This is a genomic window from Streptomyces microflavus (assembly GCF_014650075.1).
Taxonomy (GTDB): Bacteria; Actinomycetota; Actinomycetes; order Streptomycetales; family Streptomycetaceae; genus Streptomyces; species Streptomyces microflavus.
The window spans coordinates 657,372-680,746 of sequence record NZ_BMUG01000002.1; the positions used below are offsets into that span (position 1 = coordinate 657,372).

A 23,375-nucleotide genomic window follows, 5' to 3' on the forward strand; every position below is an offset into this window, starting at 1 on the left:
TCTCTACCTAACGAAGTTTTAGTTTTTGTAGGGGCTGGAAAACCTCAGCAGGGAAGCCAAACACGCGAAAGCCAGAGGTCTACCGCGCGGGGAACCGACGGACAAGGTCGATTAGAGCTGCCCCGGACACTTCTTTTGTGGATGGTCCGTTGCGGACAAAGAAGCGGCCGTCGTGCATTACAGGAGATTCACCAGCCTGCGGCTCTAGCTTCCAGAGAAGGTATCCTCGATACCGAAAGGGAGAAAGGGTCGCTGCGAGGGAATTCGCGAATTTTGGCTCAAGTTTCGATGATTTAATTCTGTCCACAAGCCAACGGAAGTGCTCATCGATCGTCTTACTCATAGCATCGAGTTCATGCTGAGTTCCAGTAACGCAGAATTTGTCCACCTTATGACTTTCCACGCCCGTGAAGCGTCTGATGGATTCTGCATCACCATCCCCATCCGCGACACCGATGAAGATAATGCCCTTAGCCTTGGAGTGAACGTTTGCCATAGCTGAGGCGATCTTCAAAATTTTCTCGAAGCTCGCATCGTCGAATTTCGACAAGTTGCTCACCTGGCAAAACCCTTGCTTAAGTTCAAATAGCGCATCCTCTGTAAGGGCCATCCGGAGCGTCGATTCGAACCGCAGGGCGTGCTCCTGAAGTTTCAAAGCATTCTCGTCCTCTGTGGGCTCGAATACCCTCCTCAAGGAGCCCTTTACAGCTTCCACGAGGTCACTCTTCCGCGCACTTCCCCAGTTGCCGCCTCCAGGCACACTAAGGTCCTTGTCCCAAAATCCCTTCAAAGCTTTCGCCAATTCGCTCTTACTCTTCGGTACGAGATTTTCTTCATGCAGAATCTGCTCAAGAGCAACAAACAATGCATGGAAATGGCGTGGTACGCCGCGCGGATTTTGCTGCGTGACAGTCCAAGTAAAGTACGGTGCCCCCGCCACATCGAGAGTCTCTTTGATCAGATCAAGTGTCCCCATAAAGCGACGCTCGATCTCATCTTTTCCAATTGTCAACAGGCGAGCGCGAATTGAAAGCGCAGATGTGGAATGCGATACCCGTTCCTCGCTGTATGCAGCATTGCGATACTCGGTCCCGCTGGACGCAAAGGGGCGCAAGATTAGGTCAAGGAGGAGGTCTAGGACCAACTCTTCGTCCCGCGATTCCCTGACTGCATCACGAGACAAGATCCCCTGCTTGACCCAGAAGATATCACCATCATAGATTCCGTAATCGAGATCTTTGTTAGTGATGCTAATCTTCGGCATATCCTGAAGGTTCACATAATCGGTCAACGAGGAATCTCCTCGAATGGCAGCACTCAGGCGCCGGACCAGACCGGCGATCTCTGCCGTTGATCCAGCCTGTCGAATCTCTTGGAGGCTCAGGTGCCTACCGGAAGAATTGATCCTTCTGAAAACCTCATCAACGGATGACTCGCTAGCCGAACGGTACGTCGAGACAGGCAGGTGATAGTTGGTAAAGTCTCGGCAAGTTGCCCGGTCCCAGACGGGGGTTTTTTGTTCCAGTGTCCCGCTGTCCGCGAAAAACTTAGTATCTGCCAAGGTTTCGAGATCAAAATAACGCCCATCAACCGGATACTTGTTCTCGATGAAAGAGAAGATCGCATCCAAGCGTTGCAGGCCGTCAATAACTTCCAGCCGTGCGCTTCCTTCGTATTGGCTTTCTGCCAAAAGAATGAGAGGGATGGGAAGCTTCTTCAAGGCCGAATCGATAAGGCGCTGCTTTTCCTCCACCGCCCAAACTAGTTTACGTTGATAGCGGCGGTTAATGAGGAAGCGATTCTGGATATAATCCGTATATAGCTGTTGAAGTCCTTCGCCCTTAACTGACAGCTCAGTTCCTTCGCTGACGGTCATCCTCTATCCCTCCAAAAACAAGATCATCTTGCTAGCGGGTAGGACACCCTACGTCTTCGACTTCAGCAGTCTAAGACTTGTTGATGCGGGTATCCCTGCTTTTCAGCGATACGGCCCGCCACCCCACACCGTTGCCTCCCATCCCGTCCGCCTTCGACCCACACGTCGTGGAGCGGTCGTGGTTCAGGGCGTCAAGGTGGAGCGCGCCACTGTACGAACGACCTTGACGCCCTGGGCCGCGACTGCTCGGCTCTGCCTGGGTCGAAGGTGGTCGGGATGGGAGCCCCACGACGCTCGCCACGCTCCGGCCGGCACTCGCGAACGGCGCCCCGTCCCATCCCGGAGTCTGAGCGCCCCCGCCGGAGGCATCCTCTTGAAGCCGCGGGCTTGGTTCTCGACTCATGCCCCACGGGCCTATCCACTGCGGGCGCGCGTCGGCGGCGGCAGCGCCGAGCGGGCCGAAGGCAGGAGCGCGGGCGCAGCCAGAGCCGGGAAGCGCGCCCGGCGGAGCGAAGCGCAGCCGGGTGCCTTGATGAAGTAGAGAAAGTCTTATCCCGCTGTGATGAGCTGCTTGCCGTCGTGGCTCCGCACGTGAGGGCCGTTGCCGTCCAGGGCGTCCAGGAGGCGGACTGCGTAGACCTCGGCCATGCGCTCGCTGACCTCGTCGGGGGTGAGCCAGGAGACGGCTGTCGACTCGCTTGATGTGCGCTCGGTGCCGCCGGAGGGCTTGCAGCGGAAGACCAGGGCGACGATGCCTCGGGTCGTGTTCTTGTAGACGCCGGTGAGTTGGTCCACCTCGACGTGGATGCCTGTCTCTTCCCAGACCTCGCGGGCAACGCCGGCCTCGGGTGTCTCGTTGAGTTCGAGGATGCCGCCGGGGAGCTCCCAGGTGCCGTTGTCGGCTCGGCGGATCGCCAGGAGGCGGCCGTCCTCGCGCACCACTACTCCGGCGACGGACACGGAGTGCAGGTGAGTGGGGGCCCCTTGCGGTGTGCGTGCCAGGCGTTTGCGGCGGTTGCGAGGCGCAGGGTCCATGGGTCGGGGTCGGCGTTGCTGATTTCGGACCAGATGTTGGCGTTGGCTGCGGCGAAGGCGGTGATGCCTTCGGCGGGGGCGGTGTGCCAGGCGGGGGTTTCGGCGGCCCAGTGCTCGGCGGATGTGGGGGTGTGTCCGGCGGCGATGAGCCAGATGGTCCAGTAGGCGGCGTCGAGCCAGGCTGCTCCGCGGGTGGCCCAGGCCCAGTCGACCAGGCGGGCCCGATTGCTTTGGGGGGCGCGAGCGTTGACGAGGACGTTGGTGTTGTTCAGGTCGGTGTGGAGCAGGTGGGTTCCGGCGAAGTAGTGGAGGTCGTCGGGGTGGGCGGCGTAGTGCTCCAGGCGTTGTTCGGCTCGGCGTAGTTCGATGTCGGGGCAGGGGGTCTCGTTGAGGCGGCGCAGGAGAGATGCGACTTCGGGGAGGTCGGGGGAGCCGGGGGCGTAGTTGGCGTGGTGGCCGTCCAGGGCTTCGAAGCCGAGGAGGTCCCAACCGGCGGTTTCGACGCGCCAGCGGAGGGCGGGGGCCAGGTTGGTGAGGAAGGGGGCGACGGTGGCCTCCCGGCGCTGGGTCCAGGCGCGGGAGTGATCCGTGCGCAGGCCCTTGATGTGCCAGGTGCCCGTGGCGGAGGTGACGCGGGCCGCGATCTCGCTGTTGAAGCCCTTGGTACTCTCCTCGACCGCGAGGAGGGGGCCGGTGTGTTCTTCTACGGCGGTGCGGGTGGCGGGTGGCAGTTGGTCGAGGCCGATGCGGGTGGTCGCCATGGGGTCTCACTCTTCCACGGAGGCGGGTGCGGGTGTGGGTGTGCCGTGGTGCGGGGGCTTCGGACGGAAGAACGTTTCCGGAGCCCCCGCGGTTCTGTGTGGCCGGTTGTCTACCGGTACGGGTTGTCGTCGTTGCAGCCCGGGACGGCGCCTTCGGTCAGCACCTCCAGGTCGTCCAGGAGGATCACTCCCTCGGGCTCCTGCGGGGCCGGCGGTCGGGGGCTGATCTCGACCATGACAGCGGTCATTGCGTTTCCTCTTCTCCGTGTTGGCAGTAGGTGTTCCGTGGTGCCTTCGCCTCCTGGTACGCCTTGGCGAGCGGTCGGCAGACGCGGCAGGTGCCGGAGAGCTGACAGCCGCCGCAGCCACCGGTGCGAAGCATCTGGGCGTCGGCGATGCCGGGCAGACGGAGGAGTCCGTCCAGGCCCTCGGTCATGAGGTCGACGGGGTTCTCGCGGCCGACCTTGCACATGGTCGCCAGGCCGTGCGGGTCGACGTGGAAGAAGGTGTGGCCGGCGGGGCAGCCCTTGAAGACGCTGGTCTTGTCCAGGAAGCCGGGGGCCTGTGCGGCCAGGGGTTCGGGTGTGCCGGTGTAGGTGGGGGAGATGGTGCTGTATTCCTGGCGGCCCGCCCCGTACCGCTCCGCGAGGGCGTGCATGGCGTTCAGCTCGTGGGCGTTGTGCCGAGTGATGATCAGGGCCAGTTCGAGTGCGAGACCGGCCTCGTGCGCCGCGATGAGGCCCTTTTCGACCAGCTTGAACGCTCCCGGTTTGCGGGTGAGCGTGTCGAAGCTGTCCGGGGTGGCCCCGTAGAGGGAGACGGTCACCTTGTGCGGTGGCAGGTCGCGCAGGAGGTTGATGATCTCGGGGCGGTGGAGCCGGGAGCCGTTGGTCAGGATCTCGATCAGCATTCCGGAGCGGTGAGCGAGCGTGTACGCGTCCGTGAAGTCCCGGTCGATCAGCGGCTCGCCTCCGGTGAACTGGAGCCACAGCACCCCGGCATCCCGCAGCAGGTGCAGGAGCCGGACCTTGTCCGGCCAGGACAGTCCCTCGAACTTCCGCTCCGCGAGGTAGCAGTGCTCACAGTTGAAGTTGCAGCCTTTGTTGATCTCGTACGTCGCCCGGCCGTAGCCGAGGCGGGTCTCGGGACGTACGAGGACGGTCTCCCGCATCACCGTGCCCTCCAGGTCCAGGCCCCAGGCCGTGCGCGCGTGGTCGAGCAGCCAGGCCGGTAGGGGGCTGCTGCTTTCGGCGGTCGAGGCCAGCTCTTCGTACAGCGTTCGGGGGATGCGCATGCCGCCCTTGGAGCCGGGGCGGGCGATCAGGAACGTTCCGTTGTACGGGCTCGCGATCAGCCGGTGCACGGGACCTCCTCCGGGGTGTCCTCCCAGGTGTGCTGCTCGGCGTGGCCGGCGAACAGGCAGCAGCCGCCACCGTCGGGCCCCGGGGCAGCCACCGGGCAGTCCGGCAGTACGACAAGTTCCGCGTCGGTCGTTCCGTGCCAGCGGAGCCACAAAGCGGTCCCGTACGCGCAGGTATCAGTGAGGAGGCCGAAGTGGTCACCGTCGTCGTGCGCCGACAGTTGGCACTGCACCGCCCCGTCGACGTACGGGGTGGTCCACTTCTCTTGCGCTTCCCGCATCAGGTCGACGGGCACCCGGTACCAGTGCGCGCACTGCATCACACACCGTCCCGAGGAAGCAGTTCGGCCCGTACGGTCTTTCCGCTGCCGCCCGCGCTCAGGAACCAGCCGACGCGGGCGCCCAAGGCCCGGGCCAGGAAGATCCCGCGGCCGGACACCTGGGCCGGGGTCGGAGCGACGATCGACCCGAAGCCGGGGAACGCGGGCATCGGGTCGGACACGTCGATCAGGAGCATCCGGTCCTCAAGCAGCGCGAGCCGCACACCGACCAGAGCGTCCGGTTTCCTGGCGTACCTGACCGCGTTGGCGGCCAGTTCGGACAGGATCAGGACGGCGTCCTCGATATCGCCGTCCCACTGCCACAGGGTGAGCATCCGGCGGGTGTGGATACGGGCCAGGGGCACGCTGCCCCTCACCATCGAGTATCCAAGGGACCACTCCTGCTCCACAGGAGCCACGGTCTGCGGGTCTTCGATCGAGGCCACCGTCACGGTTCCTCCTGGCTGGCGGTCCAAGCTGCGGTCTCCTCGGACCGCCGCACCACCAGAGAACCGCCGCCCACCAGTTGAGGCACAGGCAATTCCACCACCGGGGAGCCTGCTGCCGACCGGCAATTTTTACCTGACCAGGCATCACATTCTTGTGCCCACCGCTACCGTGATCGCATGACGGGGAACGAGTTACTCGCCGCCAGGATGGCAGCGGCGGGCCTGAGACAGCACGAACTCGCCCAGGCACTGAACGACGAGATCGGCACCCTCACCAGCAGGCCCGGCACCCTTCAGGACCGTCACGTACGGAACTGGCTGACCGGAAGAACCAGGTGGCCGCAGGAACGACAACGGCGTGCTCTCGAAGCAGTATTCGGATGTACCGCTCAAGAGCTCGGCTTCATCCCGCCGTCACGTTCCACACCACCGCCCTCAGTACCACCGGAGGAATCCGTGCGGCGACGAACGTTCGCCGGCAAGGTGATCGGCCTCGTTGCCGCTACCGCACTGCCGCCCCTGCCCACCGCGTCGTACCGTCGCATCGGAATGAGCGATACCGAACGTCTCCGGGTAGCTTTCGCCGAACTCGTCGCGTCTGACAATGCGACTGGAGGAACGCCCAGCCTGGAGACCCGTGCCGTCGCCTTCGCCCACCACGCGATGGAGCTTCAGGCCGTCGGGTCCGCCACTCAGCGGGTCCGCGCCCGCCTCTACGAACTCGCCGCCGCCTTCACCGGGACCGCACTGTGGGCCGCGGTGGACTCCTGCGAACCGGAGCGAGCACAGCGCCATCTCGAACGGGCGATGACCCTGGCCGGTCTGTCCGGCAGTGCCGAGATCACCCTGCGCTTGTGGGGACACGCCGGAATCCTCGCCCGCCAAACAAGAGAGTTCAATGACGCCATCGCCGCAGCGACCGCTGCACGGGCTTCTGCGGCCTGCCGCAGGGACCCGCGATTCCGCTCGCTCGCCCATGCGCGCCTCGCCAGCGCGTATGCCGGAGCCAAGCAGCCCACCGCCGCCCTGCGGACCCTCGAACACGCCATCAAGGCGTTCGACGGCGCCGACCCCCACGCCGACAGGCCTGTTTGGATGGGCTTCTACGACCGGGCGGAGCTGCAAGGTCTGTCCGCGCTCGTCCACGCCGGCGTCGGCCGTCACGACGAGGCGGAGGCTCACCTCCACCACACGCTGTCCCTGCTGCGCCCTGGCTTCAACCGCAACCGCTCGTACTACCGGTCCCACCTCGCACTGGCTCAACTGCGGCAGGGCGAGGCTGAGCAGGCATGCACGACAGCCCTCTCTGTACTGCCCACACAGCCGGGTGGTTCACTGACCGAGCGCACCAGCCGGTTGCTCACGGAGTTCACAGCAGAGCTGAACTCTGTGGCGCCCAGGGCTCGGTGCACGACCGAGTGGATGGACCAGTACCGCCCGAGGAGGCTGCAATGACCGCCGAGATCCGGCACTACACCGCCGAGCAGCTTTCGGAAATCAGGCAGTACATCCTCGGCATTCACGCCGAGGTGAGGCACCGAGACTTCGGCCTCACCGGACCGTTCTATGACGTGGAACGCTTCGACGAGCGGCTGTCCACCTACGCCTCTCGTCCCGGCTGGAGCGCTGTTTTCGCCACCGAGAATGGTGAGCCCGTCGGGTTCGCCTTCGGCTGCCCTCTCCCGGCGGAAACCCGGTGGTGGTCCTCCATGATCACCGAGCTGCCGGACGGCTACACCGACGAGGACGGCGTCCGTACGGTCGCCCTCAACGAGATCGTCGTCCGCAAGCCCTGGCGCGGGCGCGGCATCGCCTGGCAGATCCATGAGGAGTGGCTGTCAGGCCGCACCGAGTCCCGCGTCACCCTCCTGGTCAACCCTGCCAACGGCAACGGCGCCGTCCAGGCCGTGTACGAGGCGTGGGGCTACCGGACGATCGGCAAGCAGCAGCCGTTCTCCGACTCCCCTGTCTTCGCCTGTATGACACGCGAGCTGCGCTGACCCCCTTCAGAACGCCTCCAACAGGCCAGGTGTGGACCGCCGGAGGCGCGGAGGGGCCAGGATGGCGGGGAACTGGCAGGTCAGCCACGTGGGAGAGGCATTCCGCAGCACTCTCTTGACCCTGACAGGGCGGATTGGTTGGGCTGTTGACTTCTGCACTGCCCGCATGTGTTTCGCCCCGCGAGGTCTCCGTGGGGCTGCCTCGTCGATCACGGGCAGGCGCATCCCCGCGGTGGTTGCTGCCGGGAAAGGTGATCGGCGGAGGCTCCGTCGTCTGGCCGATTCGCGCCCTACCCTCGGCCTTCCGGACGATCTACGGTCCCTGGCCATGGGCGGACTGGGCAAGTTTCTCAAGAAGCGGTGGGGCGTCGTGGTGCTCGTTCTGGGCATCCTGGCCTGGGCCGCGCAGATGATCGGTCCGGGGCTGCTCCTGCTGGCTGCTGGGGTGGCCGTGGCCTACTTCCTGTTGTCCGCGCCGCTGCGCTGCATCGCGCTGGGGCGTCAGGGGCGGTGCCGCAACAATGCCCAGGGGCTTCTGCGGGGATGCTGGATCCGGGAACACAAGTGGCAGGGTTTCAAGGCGCTGAGGGGAGCCGGGGACGAGGCGCAGGGGCCCGGGAGCGTGATGACTCAGGATCGTCAGCAGATGAGCGCGTCCTTGGGTGTCGCCGTCGGGGTGCTGTCGGCGATCGTCGCCTGCGCCGACTTCGTCTTCAAGTGATGTTGTTCGCTCCGAGCGGGCGGCTTGGTCGTGGCTCGATCCGGCTGGTTGGGCAGTGGTCGGCAGCTCAGTGGTGTCATCCCCGCCCCCGCGTCAGCCGCTCCGCCGAGGCGATCGCCGCACGCGCCTCCTGCTCCGTGAGGCCCGTGCGGACCGCCGCGGCGGTGAGGGCGTCGGCCAGAGCGTCGCCGAAGCCGTGTTCGTAGGCGCGGCAGGCTGCCCAGAACAGGCGGGTGTTGCGCTGGCCTTCGTGGGCCGCCAGGACGAACTGGATCAGGCCCTCGCCCCGGCGGCCCGGAGTCTCCGTCGGGGCCGTGCTGCCGGGAGCCCCGGCCGGGCGGCGCGGTGGTGGGGTGAGGAGGCGGAGGAGGGCGCGCGGGCAGGGGGCCGGGGGCAGGTGGGCGGTGCCGGGGGCCAGGCGGTAGCGGCCGTGGGCGGTGACCGAGCCGGGGCCCACCAGGTAGCCGCCGCTGCCGCGGACGTCGATGCCGGGGGCCAGGCGGCCGGCCGAGTTGGGGACCGTGGTGTCGGCGGGGCCGGTGAGCCAGAGGTGGCGGCCGCCGCTCGGGGTGAGGACGGTGACCGTCGGCGGGATCGTGAACAGGTGCTGGAGCGCCAGCTGCTGGAGTGCGCCCACCGAGTCGTTGCCGTGCGCGGTGTCGATGTCCAGGTCGATGCCGACGAGCCGGTGCGGGGCGCGTCCGCAGGCGATGCCGTAACCGGTGGCCCGGGGCGCGGCGGCGAAGAGGGCGCGCACGGCCGCGGGGTCGGCGGTGGCGTCGTGCACCCCGTGGCCGGGCAGACCGCACTCGCCCCGGCAGTGGACCGGCGGCTGCTCGCCGTGGTGGGGGGAGCGCAGCGCGGGGAGCTTGGTGGCGGACAGGGGGAAGACGGGGAGCCCGCGCCCGGCCGCGGCGAGGGCGTGGGCGAGGGCCAGGGTGGCGGTCTGCCGGTCGATGGTGGCCATGGTTCTAGTTTCGTACATGAGTTCGAATATGGGAAGTGGGGGTGGGTGGGGAGGGCTGGGAGGGGGAGGGGGAGTGCGACTGAGCGCGCTGCTCGGCCTGTCCGGCCGAGCAGCGCGCTCTGGGTTCTGCGGCGCCCGTCTCGTGGTGGCTAGCGCACGGCGACGTGGTCCCCGGTCGACGACTTCGCTCCGGAGGTGGTGTTCCCGTAGTACGTCCACCGCCACGTTCCGGGCACGGTCGCCTTCACCGTGGTCTTGAGCGCGCCCGAGCCGCTCGACTTCACCTTCTTGATCGTCTTGTACGAGGAGGAGCCCGCCGCCTTGAACTGGAGGCTCACCGAGCGGCCCGCGTAACCCTGGTACGTGTGGGTGTCCCAGTTCGCCCGGGTGACCCGCCCGGTCACGGTGATGGTCTTGCCCTTCCTGACCGGCTCCGGCGAGGCGTTCACGGTGACGCGGGTGGCCCGCTTGACCTGCAACGGCAGGTTCTTGTCATCGGTGTCGTGAGCGTCGCCGGGCAGGTAGACCCGCGCGGCGGTCTTCCAGGTTCCGGCGTCCTCGTTCCCGAAGTCGATGTGCCGGGGCTCGATGTGCAGCCATTCGTCGAAGTCGCAGATGCCCTTCGCCTTGTTCACCACCTTGCAGTCACTGCCGTAGATGGTGTTCCACAACTCGTCCCCGGAGTCGGTCTTGCCCCGGTAGGGGAACACCGTCGGTCCGGAGTCGTACTTCAGCTTGGTCGTCATCCGGAAGGTCACGTACACCTTGACCTCCTCCTTGACTCCGATCACGATCGGCTTTCCGCCGTTCACCGTGACCCGGGAGAAGGCGACCCCGCCCTCCGCCGCTCCGGCCGGCACGGCCGCCATCGCTGTGAGCACGGCCGCCGCTCCACCGGCCACCGCCGCTCTCCACATCGTCTTCCCCATCCCCTTGAACCCCGCCCTCTCCCCTGTAGCCAGGACCGGGCGCGCGTCGGCGCACCGGCCAGAGGCTGATCCTCACGGCTGACTGTGGGACAGGGGAGGGCGGTGCGCGGTTGTACGCGACGGGGCAACGATTCGATCAACACGGCATCGTCCTGGTCCGGCTGCCGGGAGGGGCCAAGGTGGTGCTCCCTCCCTTGCGGGTCAGCGGGTGGTGTGGCCATATCGCCCGACTGGGCATTTCCGGCCCATAGAAGGTTTGTCGCCTCTTCTTCATGCTTGCGGGGGAATCAGGTGGCACGGCATGGTTCGACGCGGATGTGCTGGGCAACTCTGGTCTCGCGACGTCGTGACCAGCACCGGGGCGGTCGGCCAACTTCCCCGGAACCAGCCGCACATGAACCAACTGAAGCCGGACTTCCGGTTCCTGGAGGAATTGACATGGCAAGCATCCGTACCGCTCGTGTTCTCGCCGCAGTCGCCGCGCTGCCCCTCACCATCGCCCTCTGCGGCGGAGTGGCCCTGGCGGACAACGGCTCCTTCGCGAACGACGGATCGAACGCGGCCGTGGCGACGATCGGCGGCAGTGGCGTCGGCGGCAACAACACCGGCAACTCCTCGACGACGCAGCAGCAGGCCGTCGGCTCCGGTGCGTCCAACCAGAACACCTCGGCCCAGGTGAGCGGCTCGGCCTTCACCGCCATCGACCAGTCGGACCACAGCGTCGACGTGAACTTCACCCCGTTCTTCTGGTGATGATCCCGGCGGCCACGCCTCCTCGGTGATCAGACGTCCGGGACCTTCCGGGGGGTGGGCCCCGGACGTCGAACAGCAGCCCGTGCGGCGGCACTTCGGTGCTCCGCGCGGGCTGTCGGCGTTGCCCTCGACCCTTGACAGGGAGAGTGGATCTGACGGACAGTCAGAAACTGTTCGGTTGTCGTGATCCGTGCCCCTGGAGGCCCGCCGTGCACCTCGCCCCGACGGAGCGCCAGCAGCACCTCCGTACCGAACTGCGCGCGTACTTCGCGGCCGTGCTGCCCGCAGGAGGCGGAGGGCAGTGGCGTGACGATCCGGAGGAACAGCGGCGGCTGCTGCGCAGGATCGGCGCCGATGGCATGCTCGGTCTCGGCTGGCCCGCTGCGTACGGCGGACAGGGCCGGGGCCCCGACGAGCAGTTCGTCTTCTTCGACGAGGCGTACCGGGCCGGCGCCCCCGTCTCGATGGTCACCCTCAACACCGTCGGCCCGACCCTGATGAAGTACGGCACCGAGGAGCAGAAGGCGTACTTCCTGCCCCGCATCCTCAGCGGCGACCTCGTCTTCGCGATCGGTTACAGCGAGCCGGAAGCCGGTACGGACCTGGCGGCCCTGCGGACCCGTGCCGTGCGGGACGGCGACAACGGTGACGGCAACGGTGGCGACTGGGTCATCGACGGGCAGAAGATCTTCACCAGCAACGCCCAGCAGGCCGACTGGATCTGGCTCGCCTGCCGTACGGACCCCGACGCCCCCAAGCACCGCGGCATCTCGATCATCCTCGTGCCCACCGACGATCCCGGCTTCTCCTGGACGCCCATCGAGACGGTGGGCGGGCTGACGACGACCACCACGTACTACGACGGCGTACGCGTCCCCGCCTCGAACCTCGTCGGTGCGGAGAACGAGGGGTGGGGGCTCATCACCAACCAGCTCAACCATGAACGTGTCGCCCTGGCCGCCATCGGCATGCAGGCCGAGGACTTCTACGAGGAGGCCCTCGCCCATGCCCGTACCCCCGACCCCGCGACGGGGCGCCGCCGGATCGACGAGCCGTGGGTACGCGCCCGGCTCGCGGAGGCGTACGCCCGGCTCGCGGCGACCCGGCTGCTCAACTGGCGGCTGGTCGGCGCCGTGGGGGCGGGCGCGCTGGCCCCCGGCGAGGCGAGCGGCGTGAAGTTCGCGGGGACCGAGAGCGCCGTGGAGGTCTACCGGATGTGCCAGGAGGTGGTGGGGGAGGCAGCCCTCCTCCGGGGTGGGTCGCCCGGCTGCTTCGGGGCGGACGGCGGTGGAGGTGATGGCGGGGGTGGTGGTGGCGGAGGCGGTGAGCTGGAGCGGATGAACCGGGCCGCGCAGATCAACACCTTCGGCGGCGGCGTCAGCGAAGTGCAGCGCGAGATCGTCGCGACCATGCGGCTCGGGATGACGCGGGGCAAGCGGTGAAGCCGGGCACCCGGGCGGGGCAGGCCGATGCGCAGGAAGCTTCCCCGTCGCACGGGGCCGAGGCCTCGGATCAGCTGTACGAACGGCTCAGCGCCTACGCCGGCCGACCCGCCGCCACCGCCGGCACGGGCCGGGACCCCGTCAACGCGCCCATGATCCGCCACTGGTGCGAGGCCATGGGCGACACCTCGCCCGCCTACCGGGGGCCCGACGCCGTCGCCCCGCCGACCATGCTCCAGGCCTGGACGATGCGCGGCCTCTCCGCAGACCCGGAGCCCGACGACGGTACGGGCCGCTCGGCGGCGTACGGCGAACTCCTCGGGCTCCTCGACGGCGCCGGGTACACCTCCGTCGTCGCCACCGACTGCGAGCAGGAGTACCTGCGGCCGCTCCGCCCCGGCGACCTGATCACCTTCGACGCCGTCATCGAGTCCGTCTCCCGGCGCAAGACGACCAAGCTCGGCACCGGGTACTTCGTCACCACCTGCATGGACGTCCGCGCAGACGGTGAACTCGCCGGGACGCACCGCTTTCGGATCCTCAAGTACCGCCCCGCGCAGCGAAAATCCGCGCAGCGAAAATCCGCGCAACGGAGAACTGCGGAGGTGGAGAAAGAACCAGCCCTCCGCCCCCGCCCCGTAATCAACCGCGACAACGCCGGTTTCTGGGCCGGGGTCGCCGAGCACCGCCTCCTCATCCAGCGCTGCACGGGCTGCGCCACCCTCCGCTTCCCCTGGCTCCCCGGCTGCAACGCCTGCGCCGGCCAGGAGTGGGACACGGTCGAGGCGAGCGGCGAGGGCACGGTCTTCAGCCATGTCGTGATGCACCACCCGTCCTTCCCCGCCTTCGACCCGTCGGGCGAGGGCGGACCGTACGCCGTCGCGCTCATCGAGCTCGCCGAGGGCGTCCGGATCGTCGGCAACGTGACCGGTGTGCCGTACGACAAGGTCCGCGTCGGCCTGCCCGTACGGCTGGAGTTCCTCCGTACGGACCCCGATCTGGAACTTCCGGTCTTCCGGGCGAGCGAAGGCGGTTGAGATGGACTTCACCCCGAGCGAGGAGCAGGCCGCGGCGCAGGGTCTGGCCGCGCGGATCTTCGGTGACCTGTCGACGCACGAGCGGCTGGTGGCGGCGGGCACGGGGACGGACGCGGGGCTGTGGAAAGAGCTGTGCACGGCCGGGCTGCCCGGTGCGGTCGAGGACATCGGGCTCCTCGGCCTGGTCCTGCTCCTGGAGGAACAGGGCCGCACCACCGCGCAGGTCCCGCTGGCCGTGAGCTGTGTGTACGGGCTCCTCGCGGTCGCGGAGCACGGTACGGCGGAGCAGTGGGAGCGCCTGCTGCCCGGTCTGCGCGACGGTACGACGGTGGCGACCGGGGCCTTCCCGGCGCGGGGTGGCGTGAAGGCGGTGGACGGGGCGCTGTACGGGGTCGTGCCCTGGGTGCCGTGGCTGCGGGACGCCACCCATGTGCTGGTCGCGGACGCCGAGCGGGAGTTGTGGATCGTCGAGGCGGGGGCGCCGGGGGTGACCGTGGTGCCCGTGGAGACGACCGCGCCCTGGTCGGCGGGGCGGCTCGTCCTCGACGGCGTACGGGGAGAGTCCCTCGGTACGGGCCCGGGGGCCTGCGCCGCGGTCCTCGCCGCGAGCCGCACCGCCTTCGCCGGGCTCCAGGCGGGCGTCTGCGCGGGCTCCCTAGCCCGTGCGGTCCAGCACACCACCACCCGGGAGCAGTTCGGCCGCCCGCTCTCCACCAACCAGGGCGTCCTGCTCCGCGCCGCCGACGCCCACATGGACACCGAGGCGATCCGGGTCACGGCGTACGAGGCGGCCTGGCGCCGGGATCAGCAACTGGAGTACGAGGCTCAGGTGTTGACGGCCGCCTGGTGGGCATCGGAGGCGGGCCGGCGGGTCGTGCACGCGGGGCAGCATCTGCACGGCGGCACCGGGGCCGACCTCGACCATCCGGTCCACCGGCACTTCCTCTGGGGGCGTCAGCTCGACGCGTACCTGGGGGGCGGGGCCGAACTACTGGAGGAGCTGGGCCGATTGATCGGGAGCGGCCGGACGGAGGGCACGTCATGACGGAGGCGTACCGCGTCGGCGACGAGCTGCCGCCCCTGGAGATCCCCGTCACCCGCACCCTGATCGTCGCGGGCGCCATCGCCTCCCGCGACTACCAGGACGTGCACCACGACGCCGAACTGGCCCGGGAGAAGGGCTCACCCGACATCTTCATGAACATCCTCACCACCAACGGGCTCGTCGGCCGCTACATCACCGACCACTTCGGTTCCGCCGCCGTCCTTCGCAAGGTCGCCATCCGGCTCGGCGCTCCCAACTACCCGGGGGACGTGCTCCGGTTGACCGGCCGGATCGTGGCCCTGGAAGACGTGGCCCTGGAAGGCGAAAACCGCTCCCTTATAGAGGTCGCGGTCACCGGCGACAACCGTATAGGGCGTCACGTCACCGGAAAGGTCACCGTCGCGATCCCCGTCGCGATCCCCGGGGCGATCCCCGGGGCGGTCACCGTCGCCATCACCGAGGGAGGCGGCGCATGAGCATCCGCAGGCCCGACACGCTCGGCGGAAAGGCGGCCGTCGTCGGCATCGGGGCCACCGAGTTCTCCAAGAACTCCGGCCGCAGCGAACTGAAGCTCGCCGTCGAAGCCGTCGGCGCCGCCCTCGACGACGCGGGTCTCACCCCCGCCGACGTCGACGGCCTCGTCACCTTCACCATGGACACCAGCCCCGAGATCACCGTCGCCCAGGCGGCGGGCATCGGGGAGCTGTCGTTCTTCTCCCGCATCCACTACGGGGGCGGCGCGGCCTGCGCCACCGTCCAGCAGGCCGCCCTCGCGGTGGCGAGCGGGGTGGCCGACGTCGTCGTCTGCTACCGGGCGTTCAACGAGCGCTCCGGCCGCCGCTTCGGCTCCGGTGTCCAGCGGCGCGAGCCCACCGCCGAGGGCGCGGCACTCGGCTGGAACCTGCCGTCCGGGCTGCTCACCCCCGCCTCCTGGGTGGCGATGGCGGCCCAGCGCTATCTGCACGCGTACGGCCTCGGACCGGAGGTCTTCGGACACGTGGCGGTGGTCGACCGGAGGCACGCGGCGCGGAACCCGGCGGCGTACTTCCACGGGAAGCCGATCACGCTCGCCGACCACGCCGCCTCCCGCTGGATCGTCGAACCGCTGCGGCTGCTGGACTGCTGCCAGGAGACCGACGGCGGCCAGGCCCTCGTCGTCACCAGCGTGGAGCGCGCCCGCGACCTGCCCCGGCCGCCCGCCGTCGTCGTGGCGGCCGCGCAAGGGGCGGGCCGGTCGCAGGAGCAGATGACGAGCTTCTACCGGGACGGGCTGACCGGCCTGCCGGAGACGGGTGTGGTCGCCCGGCAGCTCTGGCAGAGCTCGGGTCTCGCCCCGGCCGACATCGATGTGGGCATCCTCTACGACCACTTCACCCCGTTCGTCCTGATGCAGCTGGAGGAGTTCGGTTTCTGCGGTCCGGGGGAGGGCGGGGCGTTCGTCGCGGCGGACGCGCTGCCCCTGAACACCCATGGGGGTCAGCTGGGGGAGGCCTACCTCCACGGTATGAACGGCATCGCGGAGGCCGTCCGGCAGATCCGCGGTACGTCGGTGAACCAGGTGGCGGGGGCGGCGAGGTCCCTGGTCACGGCCGGTACGGGGGTGCCGACGTCCGGGCTGATCCTCGGGGCGGACGGGTGACCGTCCCGGACGGAGCCGGGCGCGGACCCTTACGGAGGGGCGGCGGGACCCTTAAGGCCGGACGACGGCCCGTCCACCTTCAGGAGGTGGAGGGTGAGCCGCCCCTACAACCTGAGGCGGACGGCGCTTCGGGACCTGGGGGCGATCCCCCGGGCGGGCTCCGCTCCTAGCGTTGAGTACATGACCACGCCAGTCTGCACGGGCGCCTCCAGGGCGGCCACCGCCACCGCCGCCGGCCACCACGCGTACACGCCGTACGCGTCGTTCTCCTCGTACGTCCGGGCCCGGGGCCCGGTCCTGCTGCGCACCGCGCGCTCGCTCACCGCGAATCCGTGCGACGCGGAGGACCTGCTGCAGACCGCGCTCGCCAAGACGTACGTCGCCTGGGAGCGGATCGAGGACCACCGGGCGCTGGACGGATACGTCCGCCGGGCGCTGCTGAACACCCGGACCTCGCAGTGGCGCAAGCGCAAGGTCGACGAGTTCGCCTGCGAGGAGCTGCCCGAACAGGGCGGCGCCCCGGCGCCCGACCCGGCCGAGCAGCAGTCGCTCCACGACGCGATGTGGCGCGCGGTGCTCAAGCTCCCGGACCGCCAGCGCGCGATGGTCGTCCTGCGGTACTACGAGGACCTCAGCGAGGCGCAGACGGCCGAGGTGCTGGGTGTGTCGGTCGGTACGGTGAAGAGCGCCGTCTCCCGCGCCCTCGGCAAGCTCCGCGAGGACCCGGAGCTGACACCGGTCCGCTGAAGCCGACCGATCCGGAAGAGTCCCCCACACGGCCCCCGGACAGGAATTTTCTCCCGCGAGTAGTGACATACCGCTTGGTATGTGCGCAGAATCAGCGCAACCTTACTGCCGCGTAGCGCCCACCGGGAGGACGCCGTGCTGAGCACCATGCAGGACGTACCGCTGACTGTCACCCGCATCCTGCACCACGGGATGACGATCCATGGGAAGTCGCAGGTCACGACCTGGACCGGCGAACCCGAGCCGCACCGACGCACCTTCGCCGAGATCGGCACCCGCGCGACCCAGCTGGCCAACGCGCTCCGCGACGAGCTGGGCATCGACGGCGACCAGAGGGTCGCCACCCTCATGTGGAACAACGCCGTCCATGTGGAGGCCTACCTCGCGATCCCCTCCATGGGGGCCGTGCTCCACACCCTCAACCTCCGGCTGCCACCGGAGCAGCTCGCCTGGATCGTCAACCACGCGGACGACAAGGTGGTCATCGCCGACGGCACGCTGCTGCCGCTCCTCGTGCCGCTCCTGCCCCACCTGCCGGGCATCGAGCACGTGGTCGTCTCCGGGCCGGGCGACCGCTCGGCGCTCGCCGGGGTCGCGCCGCGCGTGCATGAGTACGAGGAGCTGATCGCGGGCCGCCCGACCACGTACGACTGGCCCGAGCTGGACGAACGCCAGGCCGCCGCCATGTGTTACACCTCCGGCACCACCGGGGACCCCAAGGGCGTCGTCTACTCCCACCGCTCCATCTACCTGCACTCCATGCAGGTCAACATGTCGGAGTCGATGGGGCTGACGGACAAGGACACCACGCTCGTTGTCGTCCCTCAGTTTCATGTGAACGCGTGGGGGCTGCCGCACGCCACGTTCATGAGCGGCGTCAACATGCTGATGCCGGACCGCTTCCTCCAGCCCGCTCCGCTCGCGGAGATGATCGAGCGCGAGCGCCCGACCCACGCGGCCGCGGTCCCCACCATCTGGCAGGGCCTCCTCGCCGAGGTCACCGCCAACCCGCGCGACCTCACCTCCATGGCCAACGTGACCATCGGCGGCGCAGCCTGTCCGCCCTCGCTGATGGAGGCGTACGACAAGCTCGGCGTCCGGCTCTGCCACGCCTGGGGCATGACGGAGACCTCGCCGCTCGGCACCATGGCCCACCCGCCCGCCGGACTGAGCGCCGAGGAGGAGTGGCCGTACCGCATCACCCAGGGCCGCTTCCCGGCCGGTGTGGAGGCGCGGCTGGTCGGCCCGGCGGGCGAGCACCTGCCGTGGGACGGCGAGTCGGCCGGTGAGCTGGAGGTCCGGGGCGCCTGGATCGCCGCCGCGTACTACGGCGGGGCCGACGGCGAGCACCTGCGCCCCGAGGACAAGTTCAGCGAGGACGGCTGGCTGAAGACCGGTGACGTCGGCGTGATCAGCACCGACGGCTACCTCACCCTCACCGACCGGGCCAAGGACGTCATCAAGTCCGGTGGCGAGTGGATCTCCAGCGTCGAGCTGGAGAACGCGCTGATGGCCCACCCGGACGTCGCGGAGGCGGCCGTCGTCGCCGTACCGGACGAGAAGTGGGGCGAGCGCCCGCTCGCGACGGTGGTCCTCAAGGAGGGCACCACCGGGACCGACTACGAGGCGCTGAAGGCGTTCCTCGCCGAGTCGGGCATCGCCAAGTGGCAGCTGCCGGAGCGCTGGTCGGTGATCGCCGCCGTGCCGAAGACGAGCGTCGGCAAGTTCGACAAGAAGGTGATCCGGAAGCAGTACGCGGCCGGAGAGCTGGACGTCACGCAGCTCTGAGGCCCTGCACCGCGCTCTGAGGCCCTGCGCCGCGTGTTTCACGTGAAACAGGGCGCAGGAGTGGACAGGGCGGGGGCGGTACGGATTTCCCGTACCGCCCCCGCCCTGTTCCGCGTGCTGTGCTGCACGTGTTGTTCTAGTTGGTCCCTATCTTCGCCAGCAGGTCGACGATGCGGGACTGCACCTCGTCGCTGGTGGACCGCTCCGCCAGGAAGAGAACGGTTTCCCCGGAAGCGAGCCGGGGCAGCTCCGACGGGTCCATCCCGGCCGAGGTGTAGACGACCAGCGGGGTGCGGTTGAGCTGCCCGTTGGACCGCAGCCAGTCGATGATCCCGGCGCGCCGACGGCGTACCTGCATCAGGTCCATGACCACCAGGTTCGGCCGCATCCGGCCCGCCAGATCGACGGCCTCGCTGTCGGTCGCGGCCCGGGCGACCTGCATCCCGCGCCGCTCCAGGGTCTGCGCCAGCGCCGCCGCGATCTCCTCGTGCTCCTCGATCAGGAGGACGCGGGGCGGGTGCTGCTCGCTGTCGCGGGGGGCCAGGGCCTTGAGGAGGACGGCCGGGTCGGCGCCGTACGCGGCCTCCCGGGTCGCCTGCCCCAGACCGGCCGTGACCAGCACCGGGACCTCGGCGGCGACGGCCGCCTGGCGCAGCGACTGCAACGCCGTACGGGTGATGGGCCCGGTCAGCGGGTCGACGAAGAGCGCGGCGGGGAACGCGGCGATCTGGGCGTCGACCTCCTCACGGGAGTTGACGATCACCGGCCGGTAACCCCGGTCGCTGAGCGCCTGCTGGGTCGGTACGTCGGGGGCGGGCCAGACGAGCAGCCTGCGCGGGTTGTCCAGCGGCTCGGGCGGCAGTTCGTCGTCGAGAGGGCGGGGCTGCGGACGGTTGGCGACCTCGACCGCGCCACCGGGACCGTCCAGCGGCTCCGGACCCTCGGCGCCCTCGTCGGGCGCCCCTATGGCGTACGCGCGCCCCTCGGCCACCGCCGGTGCCATCAGCTGGCCGGAGCCGGGACCCGCGGTGGTGGGCTGCTGGGGCGCCGGGGCGCCGTGCTGTCCCTGCTGCCGGTCCGGGGCGTCGGAGTCCGTGCCCCCCGCGGCGGTGGCGCGCTCGCCCTCCGGCGGGGCGGCGAGCTTACGGCGCCGGCCGGCACCGCCGAGGCTCTGGTGCTGCGGGTTGGCCTGACCGGCCTGACCGGGCTGCGGGTTCTGCTGCTGGGCGAGGTGCTGGGCGAACGGCACGCCCTGGCCCAGCGTCCGCACGCTGAACGCCCGCCCCTGGGTCGAGTCCGGGTTGCCGCCGGGCATCGGCTCCTCGGCGGGCAGCGGCTGGTGCGCCGAGGGGACGGCCGCGGTGCCGGTGGTGTGGGCGGTCTGCCCGTTGCCGCCCCAGGAACGGTCGTCCGGCGCGGGCCGTGCGCCCGGCGGCTGAGCGTCCGGGCCCTGCGGTACGGCGCCCCAGGGCTGCTCGTCCGGCACCGCGCCGGGGCCGGAGTGCGGTACGCCGTCCCGGTCGCCCGGGGCCGGGACGGGCCAGTCGGTGTGCGGGGCATCCGGGGCGTGCGCGGCCACGGGGTGGGGCTGCGGGGGTGTGTGACCGGCCTCCGGAGCGGTGCGCCCGTGGTGGCCTTCGTCGCCGGCCGGGGGTACGGGAACGGACCCGGGCGCCTGTACGGGCACGGGTGCGGTGCCGGGCGCCTGAAGGGATGCGTCGGGGGCCCGGTCCGCGTCGGCGGGAGGCAGGGCGAAGGCGGTACGCGGACCGGCGTCGGCGGCCGTGCGCTCCTGGGCCGCGGCCAGCGCTCGGCGGGCCCGACGCCCACCGGGCTGCTGGGCCGGGCTGAGGGCGTGCGCCTCCTCCTGGGGCCGACCCTGGCCGTTCGGGCCGCCTTGGCCGCCCTGGCCGTTCTGACCCTGCTCCGGCCCCGTGCTGCCGTTGCCGGCCGCGAGGGCGGGGAGCGCCGGGCGGTGCTCCCCCTCGCGCCGCGCCCGCCGCCCGGTGGGCGGCACCGGCTGCTGCGGGTCCGCCGGGACACCCTGCGGCGGCACGGTCTGCCCGCGCTGGGGACGGCCGCCGGCGCCCTGGGCGCCCTCGGCCGCGGTGACGACGGACCCTTCGGAAGGTGCGGAGGGAGCGGCAGAAGTCAGCGCGAGGGCCTGCCGCTGCGGCTGCTGCTGGGCTTGCTGCTGAACGGCACCCTGGCCGGCACCCGACGTTCCGGGCCCGCCCGGACCGATCTGGGCCGGACCGATCTGAGGCGCACCGGCCTGCGGCGGACTCATCTGCGGCGCACCGGCCTGAGGAGGCCCGATCTGCGGCGGACCGATCTCCGCCGGCCCGTTCCCGCTAGCCCCCGCCCCGGTCTCCGCCGGGCTGGGACGTCCGCGCCTGCGGCCGGAGCCCTCGCCCTGCTGGGCCGGGATCAGCTCGGGAGCCGCCTGCTCCTCGGGGGCGGCGGGCCCGCGGCGCGCCCGGCGCCGCCCGGTCGGCTCGGCGGCGGGACCGTCGCCCTGGCTCACCGCATCGGCCGCGGCCGCACCTTCGGCCTCGGGCGCACCGCCGGGGCTGTCCAGGAACGCGTCGGTCGACGACCGGCGCGCCCGGCGCCGCCCGCCACTGGTGACGCCCGGCGCGCCGACACCCTCGGGGGAGGGGGCCGGGGCCGGGTCCACCGGGGCCTCCGGAGGCGCGATGGCGCCCGAACCGGCGCCGATCGGGATGTCGAGGACGTACGCGCTGCCGCTCATCCCGGGCATCTCGTGGGTCTGGAGCACTCCGCCGTGCGCCTGGACGATGCCGCGCACGATCGGCTCGTGCACCGGGTCTCCCCCGGCGAACGGCCCGCGCACCTCGATCCGGACCACGTCACCGCGCTGGGCGGCGGCCACGACGACCGTCGAGTCGACGTATCCGCCCCCGGGGACGGCCCGGGTCTTGCCGGTCGAGTCGACCCCGGCCACATCCGCGACCAGGTGGGCGAGGGCGGTGGCGAGCTGACGCGCGTCGACCTCGGCCTCGATCGGCGGGGCGTGCACGGCGAACTGGGCGCGTCCGGGCCCGATCAGCTCGACCGCCCCGTCGATACCGCCCGTGACGATCCCGTCGACCAGCGCGGGAGCCTTGTGCAGCCCCTCCACGCCCGCGTCGAGGCGCTGGTACCCCAGCACGTTGTCGACGAGGGTGGTCATCCGGGCGTACCCGGCGGCGAGGTGGTGCAGGATCTGGTTGGCCTCGGGCCACAGCTGCCCGGCCGGGTCGGCGGCGAGCATGGACAGCTCACCGCGCAGCTCCTCCAGGGGCCCGCGCAGCGAACCGCCGAGGACGGCGGTGAGCTGGGAGTGCTGGGCGCCCAGGGCGGCGATGCGCTCGGCCTGCTCCGCCAGCTCGGCGGCGTACCGCTCGGTGCGGTCGGCCAGCTCGGTCTCGTACCGCTCGGTTTGTTCGGCGACCTCGGTGGCGTGGGCCTTCTTCAGCGCCGCCAGCTCGGTGGCGTGCGCTTCTTTCAGCGCGGTGACCTCGTCGGAGTGGCTCGTGGTCAGCTCGGCGACGACGGACGTGTGCTGGGCGGAGAGCTCCTCGTACGGCCTGCGGTCGGTGAAGGTCATCACGGCGCCGACGAGCTGGTCCCCGTCGCGTACCGGCGCGGTCGTCAGGTCCACCGGGACCTGGGCGCCGCTCTTGGACCAGAGCACCTGGCCGCGTACGCGGTGCTTGCGCCCGGACTTGAGGGTGTCGGCGAGCGGTGACTCCTCGTACGGGAACGGCTCGCCCTCCGCCCGCGAGTGCAGGATCAGCGGGTGCAGCTCCTGGCCGCCGAGGTCGCTGGCCCGGAAGCCGAGGATCTGTGCGGCGGCGGGGTTGACGAGGACGACGCGCCCGTCGGTGTCGGTGCCCACGACGCCCTCGGATGCGGCGCGCAGGATCATCTCGGTCTGGCGCTGCGAACGGGCCAGCTCGGCCTCGGTGTCGACGGTGCCGGAGAGGTCCCGTACGACGATCATGAGGAGCTCGTCGCCGGTGTAGCTGGAGTGGATGTCGTTGTAGGCGGCCTGGCCGCTGTCCAGGCTGGCGCTGGTGACCTCGACGGGGTACTCGTGCCGGTCGGTGCGCCGCGCGATCATGCGCGTCGGCTTGGTCCTGCCCTGCTCGTCCGCAGCCTCGGGCCGGCGCATCGATCCCGGGATCAGCTTGGAGTCGAACTCCGGCAGCAGATCGAGCAGTCCGCGACCGACGAGCGCGGTGCCCGGGGTCTCGAACATTTCGAGGGCGATGGCGTTGGCGTTGACGACCGTGCCGTTGCAATTGACGAGCAGAAGCCCGTCCGGAAGGGCATCGAGTATGGCTGCGAGGCGAGCAGTGCCTCGGGATGGCCTGCTGCTCACGACGACGCTTCCTCCCTGGTTACCGCACCTTGCCGACAGTGGGCCCCGTCTCGCCCCTCGGGCCGCAGACTGTCACTGGAGGAGTCTAAGGCCAGGGGAGGGCCCAGGGGCGGCGG

General features: G+C 69.8%; 21 protein-coding genes. 11 read left to right on the forward strand and 10 right to left on the reverse strand.

Annotated features, from left to right (window positions below):
• Positions 1-79 precede the first annotated feature (79 nt).
• From IE264_RS08030 to IE264_RS08060, 7 genes are all read right to left on the reverse strand, one after another.
• Entirely contained in the window at positions 80-1,876 is a 1,797-nt protein-coding gene (locus IE264_RS08030; protein ID WP_078657408.1) for a GmrSD restriction endonuclease domain-containing protein, read from the reverse strand.
• A 549-nt stretch (positions 1,877-2,425) separates the two neighbouring features.
• Positions 2,426-2,815 carry an NUDIX hydrolase gene (locus IE264_RS08035; protein ID WP_010060543.1) on the reverse strand — a complete coding sequence of 130 codons (390 nt, stop codon included), beginning with the start codon at positions 2,813-2,815 and terminating at the stop codon, positions 2,426-2,428.
• 2 nt (positions 2,816-2,817) lie between these two features.
• Entirely contained in the window at positions 2,818-3,672 is an 855-nt protein-coding gene (locus tag IE264_RS08040) for a protein kinase family protein (protein WP_190167599.1), read from the reverse strand.
• Between the two features lie 110 nt (positions 3,673-3,782).
• Entirely contained in the window at positions 3,783-3,920 is a 138-nt protein-coding gene (locus IE264_RS08045; RefSeq protein WP_190167600.1) for a hypothetical protein, read from the reverse strand.
• The gene (locus IE264_RS08050; RefSeq protein WP_032760925.1) at positions 3,917-5,035 is read right to left on the reverse strand and encodes a radical SAM protein; all 1,119 of its coding nucleotides are present in this window, start codon (positions 5,033-5,035) and stop codon (positions 3,917-3,919) included. The genes IE264_RS08045 and IE264_RS08050 overlap by 4 nt, the downstream gene beginning before the upstream one ends.
• Complete coding sequence (locus tag IE264_RS08055; protein WP_308428494.1) at positions 5,023-5,313, reverse strand: hypothetical protein; 291 nt, start codon at positions 5,311-5,313, stop codon at positions 5,023-5,025. Before IE264_RS08055 ends, IE264_RS08050 begins: the two co-directional genes overlap by 13 nt.
• A gap of 38 nt (positions 5,314-5,351) precedes the next feature.
• Positions 5,352-5,798 carry an ATP-binding protein gene (locus tag IE264_RS08060; RefSeq protein ID WP_229887439.1) on the reverse strand — a complete coding sequence of 149 codons (447 nt, stop codon included), beginning with the start codon at positions 5,796-5,798 and terminating at the stop codon, positions 5,352-5,354.
• A 180-nt stretch (positions 5,799-5,978) separates the two neighbouring features.
• Between IE264_RS08060 and IE264_RS08065 the strand changes: the two genes are divergently transcribed.
• From IE264_RS08065 to IE264_RS08075, 3 genes are all read left to right on the forward strand, one after another.
• Positions 5,979-7,256 (forward strand): NsdA family TPR-like regulatory protein, encoded by a 1,278-nt coding sequence (locus tag IE264_RS08065; protein WP_329346328.1) that lies wholly within the window; start codon positions 5,979-5,981, stop codon positions 7,254-7,256.
• Complete coding sequence (locus IE264_RS08070; protein WP_032760923.1) at positions 7,253-7,801, forward strand: GNAT family N-acetyltransferase; 549 nt, start codon at positions 7,253-7,255, stop codon at positions 7,799-7,801. The genes IE264_RS08065 and IE264_RS08070 overlap by 4 nt, the downstream gene beginning before the upstream one ends.
• A gap of 328 nt (positions 7,802-8,129) precedes the next feature.
• Positions 8,130-8,522 (forward strand): hypothetical protein, encoded by a 393-nt coding sequence (locus IE264_RS08075; RefSeq protein ID WP_051822094.1) that lies wholly within the window; start codon positions 8,130-8,132, stop codon positions 8,520-8,522.
• Between the two features lie 76 nt (positions 8,523-8,598).
• Here the strand turns inward: IE264_RS08075 and IE264_RS08080 are convergent, their stop codons facing one another.
• Together IE264_RS08080 and IE264_RS08085 are read right to left on the reverse strand one after the other, a co-directional pair.
• Complete coding sequence (locus IE264_RS08080) at positions 8,599-9,489, reverse strand: bifunctional DNA primase/polymerase (protein WP_032760922.1); 891 nt, start codon at positions 9,487-9,489, stop codon at positions 8,599-8,601.
• A 149-nt stretch (positions 9,490-9,638) separates the two neighbouring features.
• Entirely contained in the window at positions 9,639-10,418 is a 780-nt protein-coding gene (locus tag IE264_RS08085) for a hypothetical protein (RefSeq protein WP_032760920.1), read from the reverse strand.
• Between the two features lie 438 nt (positions 10,419-10,856).
• On the opposite strand from IE264_RS08085, the gene IE264_RS08090 reads away from it, so the two are divergent.
• From IE264_RS08090 to IE264_RS08125, 8 genes are all read left to right on the forward strand, one after another.
• Positions 10,857-11,171, forward strand: a complete 315-nt coding sequence (locus IE264_RS08090; protein ID WP_031122608.1) for a hypothetical protein — start codon at positions 10,857-10,859, stop codon at positions 11,169-11,171.
• 209 nt (positions 11,172-11,380) lie between these two features.
• Complete coding sequence (locus IE264_RS08095) at positions 11,381-12,613, forward strand: acyl-CoA dehydrogenase family protein (RefSeq protein ID WP_032760919.1); 1,233 nt, start codon at positions 11,381-11,383, stop codon at positions 12,611-12,613.
• A complete protein-coding gene (locus tag IE264_RS08100; RefSeq protein WP_032760917.1) occupies positions 12,610-13,650 on the forward strand; it encodes a bifunctional MaoC family dehydratase N-terminal/OB-fold nucleic acid binding domain-containing protein in 1,041 nt (346 codons plus the stop codon). Before IE264_RS08095 ends, IE264_RS08100 begins: the two co-directional genes overlap by 4 nt.
• Before the next feature lies 1 nt (position 13,651).
• The gene (locus IE264_RS08105) at positions 13,652-14,695 is read left to right on the forward strand and encodes an acyl-CoA dehydrogenase family protein (RefSeq protein ID WP_032760915.1); all 1,044 of its coding nucleotides are present in this window, start codon (positions 13,652-13,654) and stop codon (positions 14,693-14,695) included.
• A complete protein-coding gene (locus tag IE264_RS08110; RefSeq protein ID WP_032760913.1) occupies positions 14,692-15,171 on the forward strand; it encodes a MaoC family dehydratase in 480 nt (159 codons plus the stop codon). The genes IE264_RS08105 and IE264_RS08110 overlap by 4 nt, the downstream gene beginning before the upstream one ends.
• The gene (locus tag IE264_RS08115; RefSeq protein WP_032760911.1) at positions 15,168-16,334 is read left to right on the forward strand and encodes a lipid-transfer protein; all 1,167 of its coding nucleotides are present in this window, start codon (positions 15,168-15,170) and stop codon (positions 16,332-16,334) included. The genes IE264_RS08110 and IE264_RS08115 overlap by 4 nt, the downstream gene beginning before the upstream one ends.
• Before the next feature lie 180 nt (positions 16,335-16,514).
• Positions 16,515-17,081, forward strand: coding sequence for a SigE family RNA polymerase sigma factor (locus tag IE264_RS08120; protein ID WP_015609943.1), 567 nt, complete (start codon positions 16,515-16,517; stop codon positions 17,079-17,081).
• Positions 17,082-17,216: 135 nt separating this feature from the next.
• Positions 17,217-18,869 carry a long-chain fatty acid--CoA ligase gene (locus IE264_RS08125; protein ID WP_015609944.1) on the forward strand — a complete coding sequence of 551 codons (1,653 nt, stop codon included), beginning with the start codon at positions 17,217-17,219 and terminating at the stop codon, positions 18,867-18,869.
• Between the two features lie 136 nt (positions 18,870-19,005).
• Here the strand turns inward: IE264_RS08125 and IE264_RS08130 are convergent, their stop codons facing one another.
• The gene (locus IE264_RS08130) at positions 19,006-23,259 is read right to left on the reverse strand and encodes a hybrid sensor histidine kinase/response regulator (RefSeq protein ID WP_032760910.1); all 4,254 of its coding nucleotides are present in this window, start codon (positions 23,257-23,259) and stop codon (positions 19,006-19,008) included.
• Positions 23,260-23,375 lie beyond the last annotated feature (116 nt).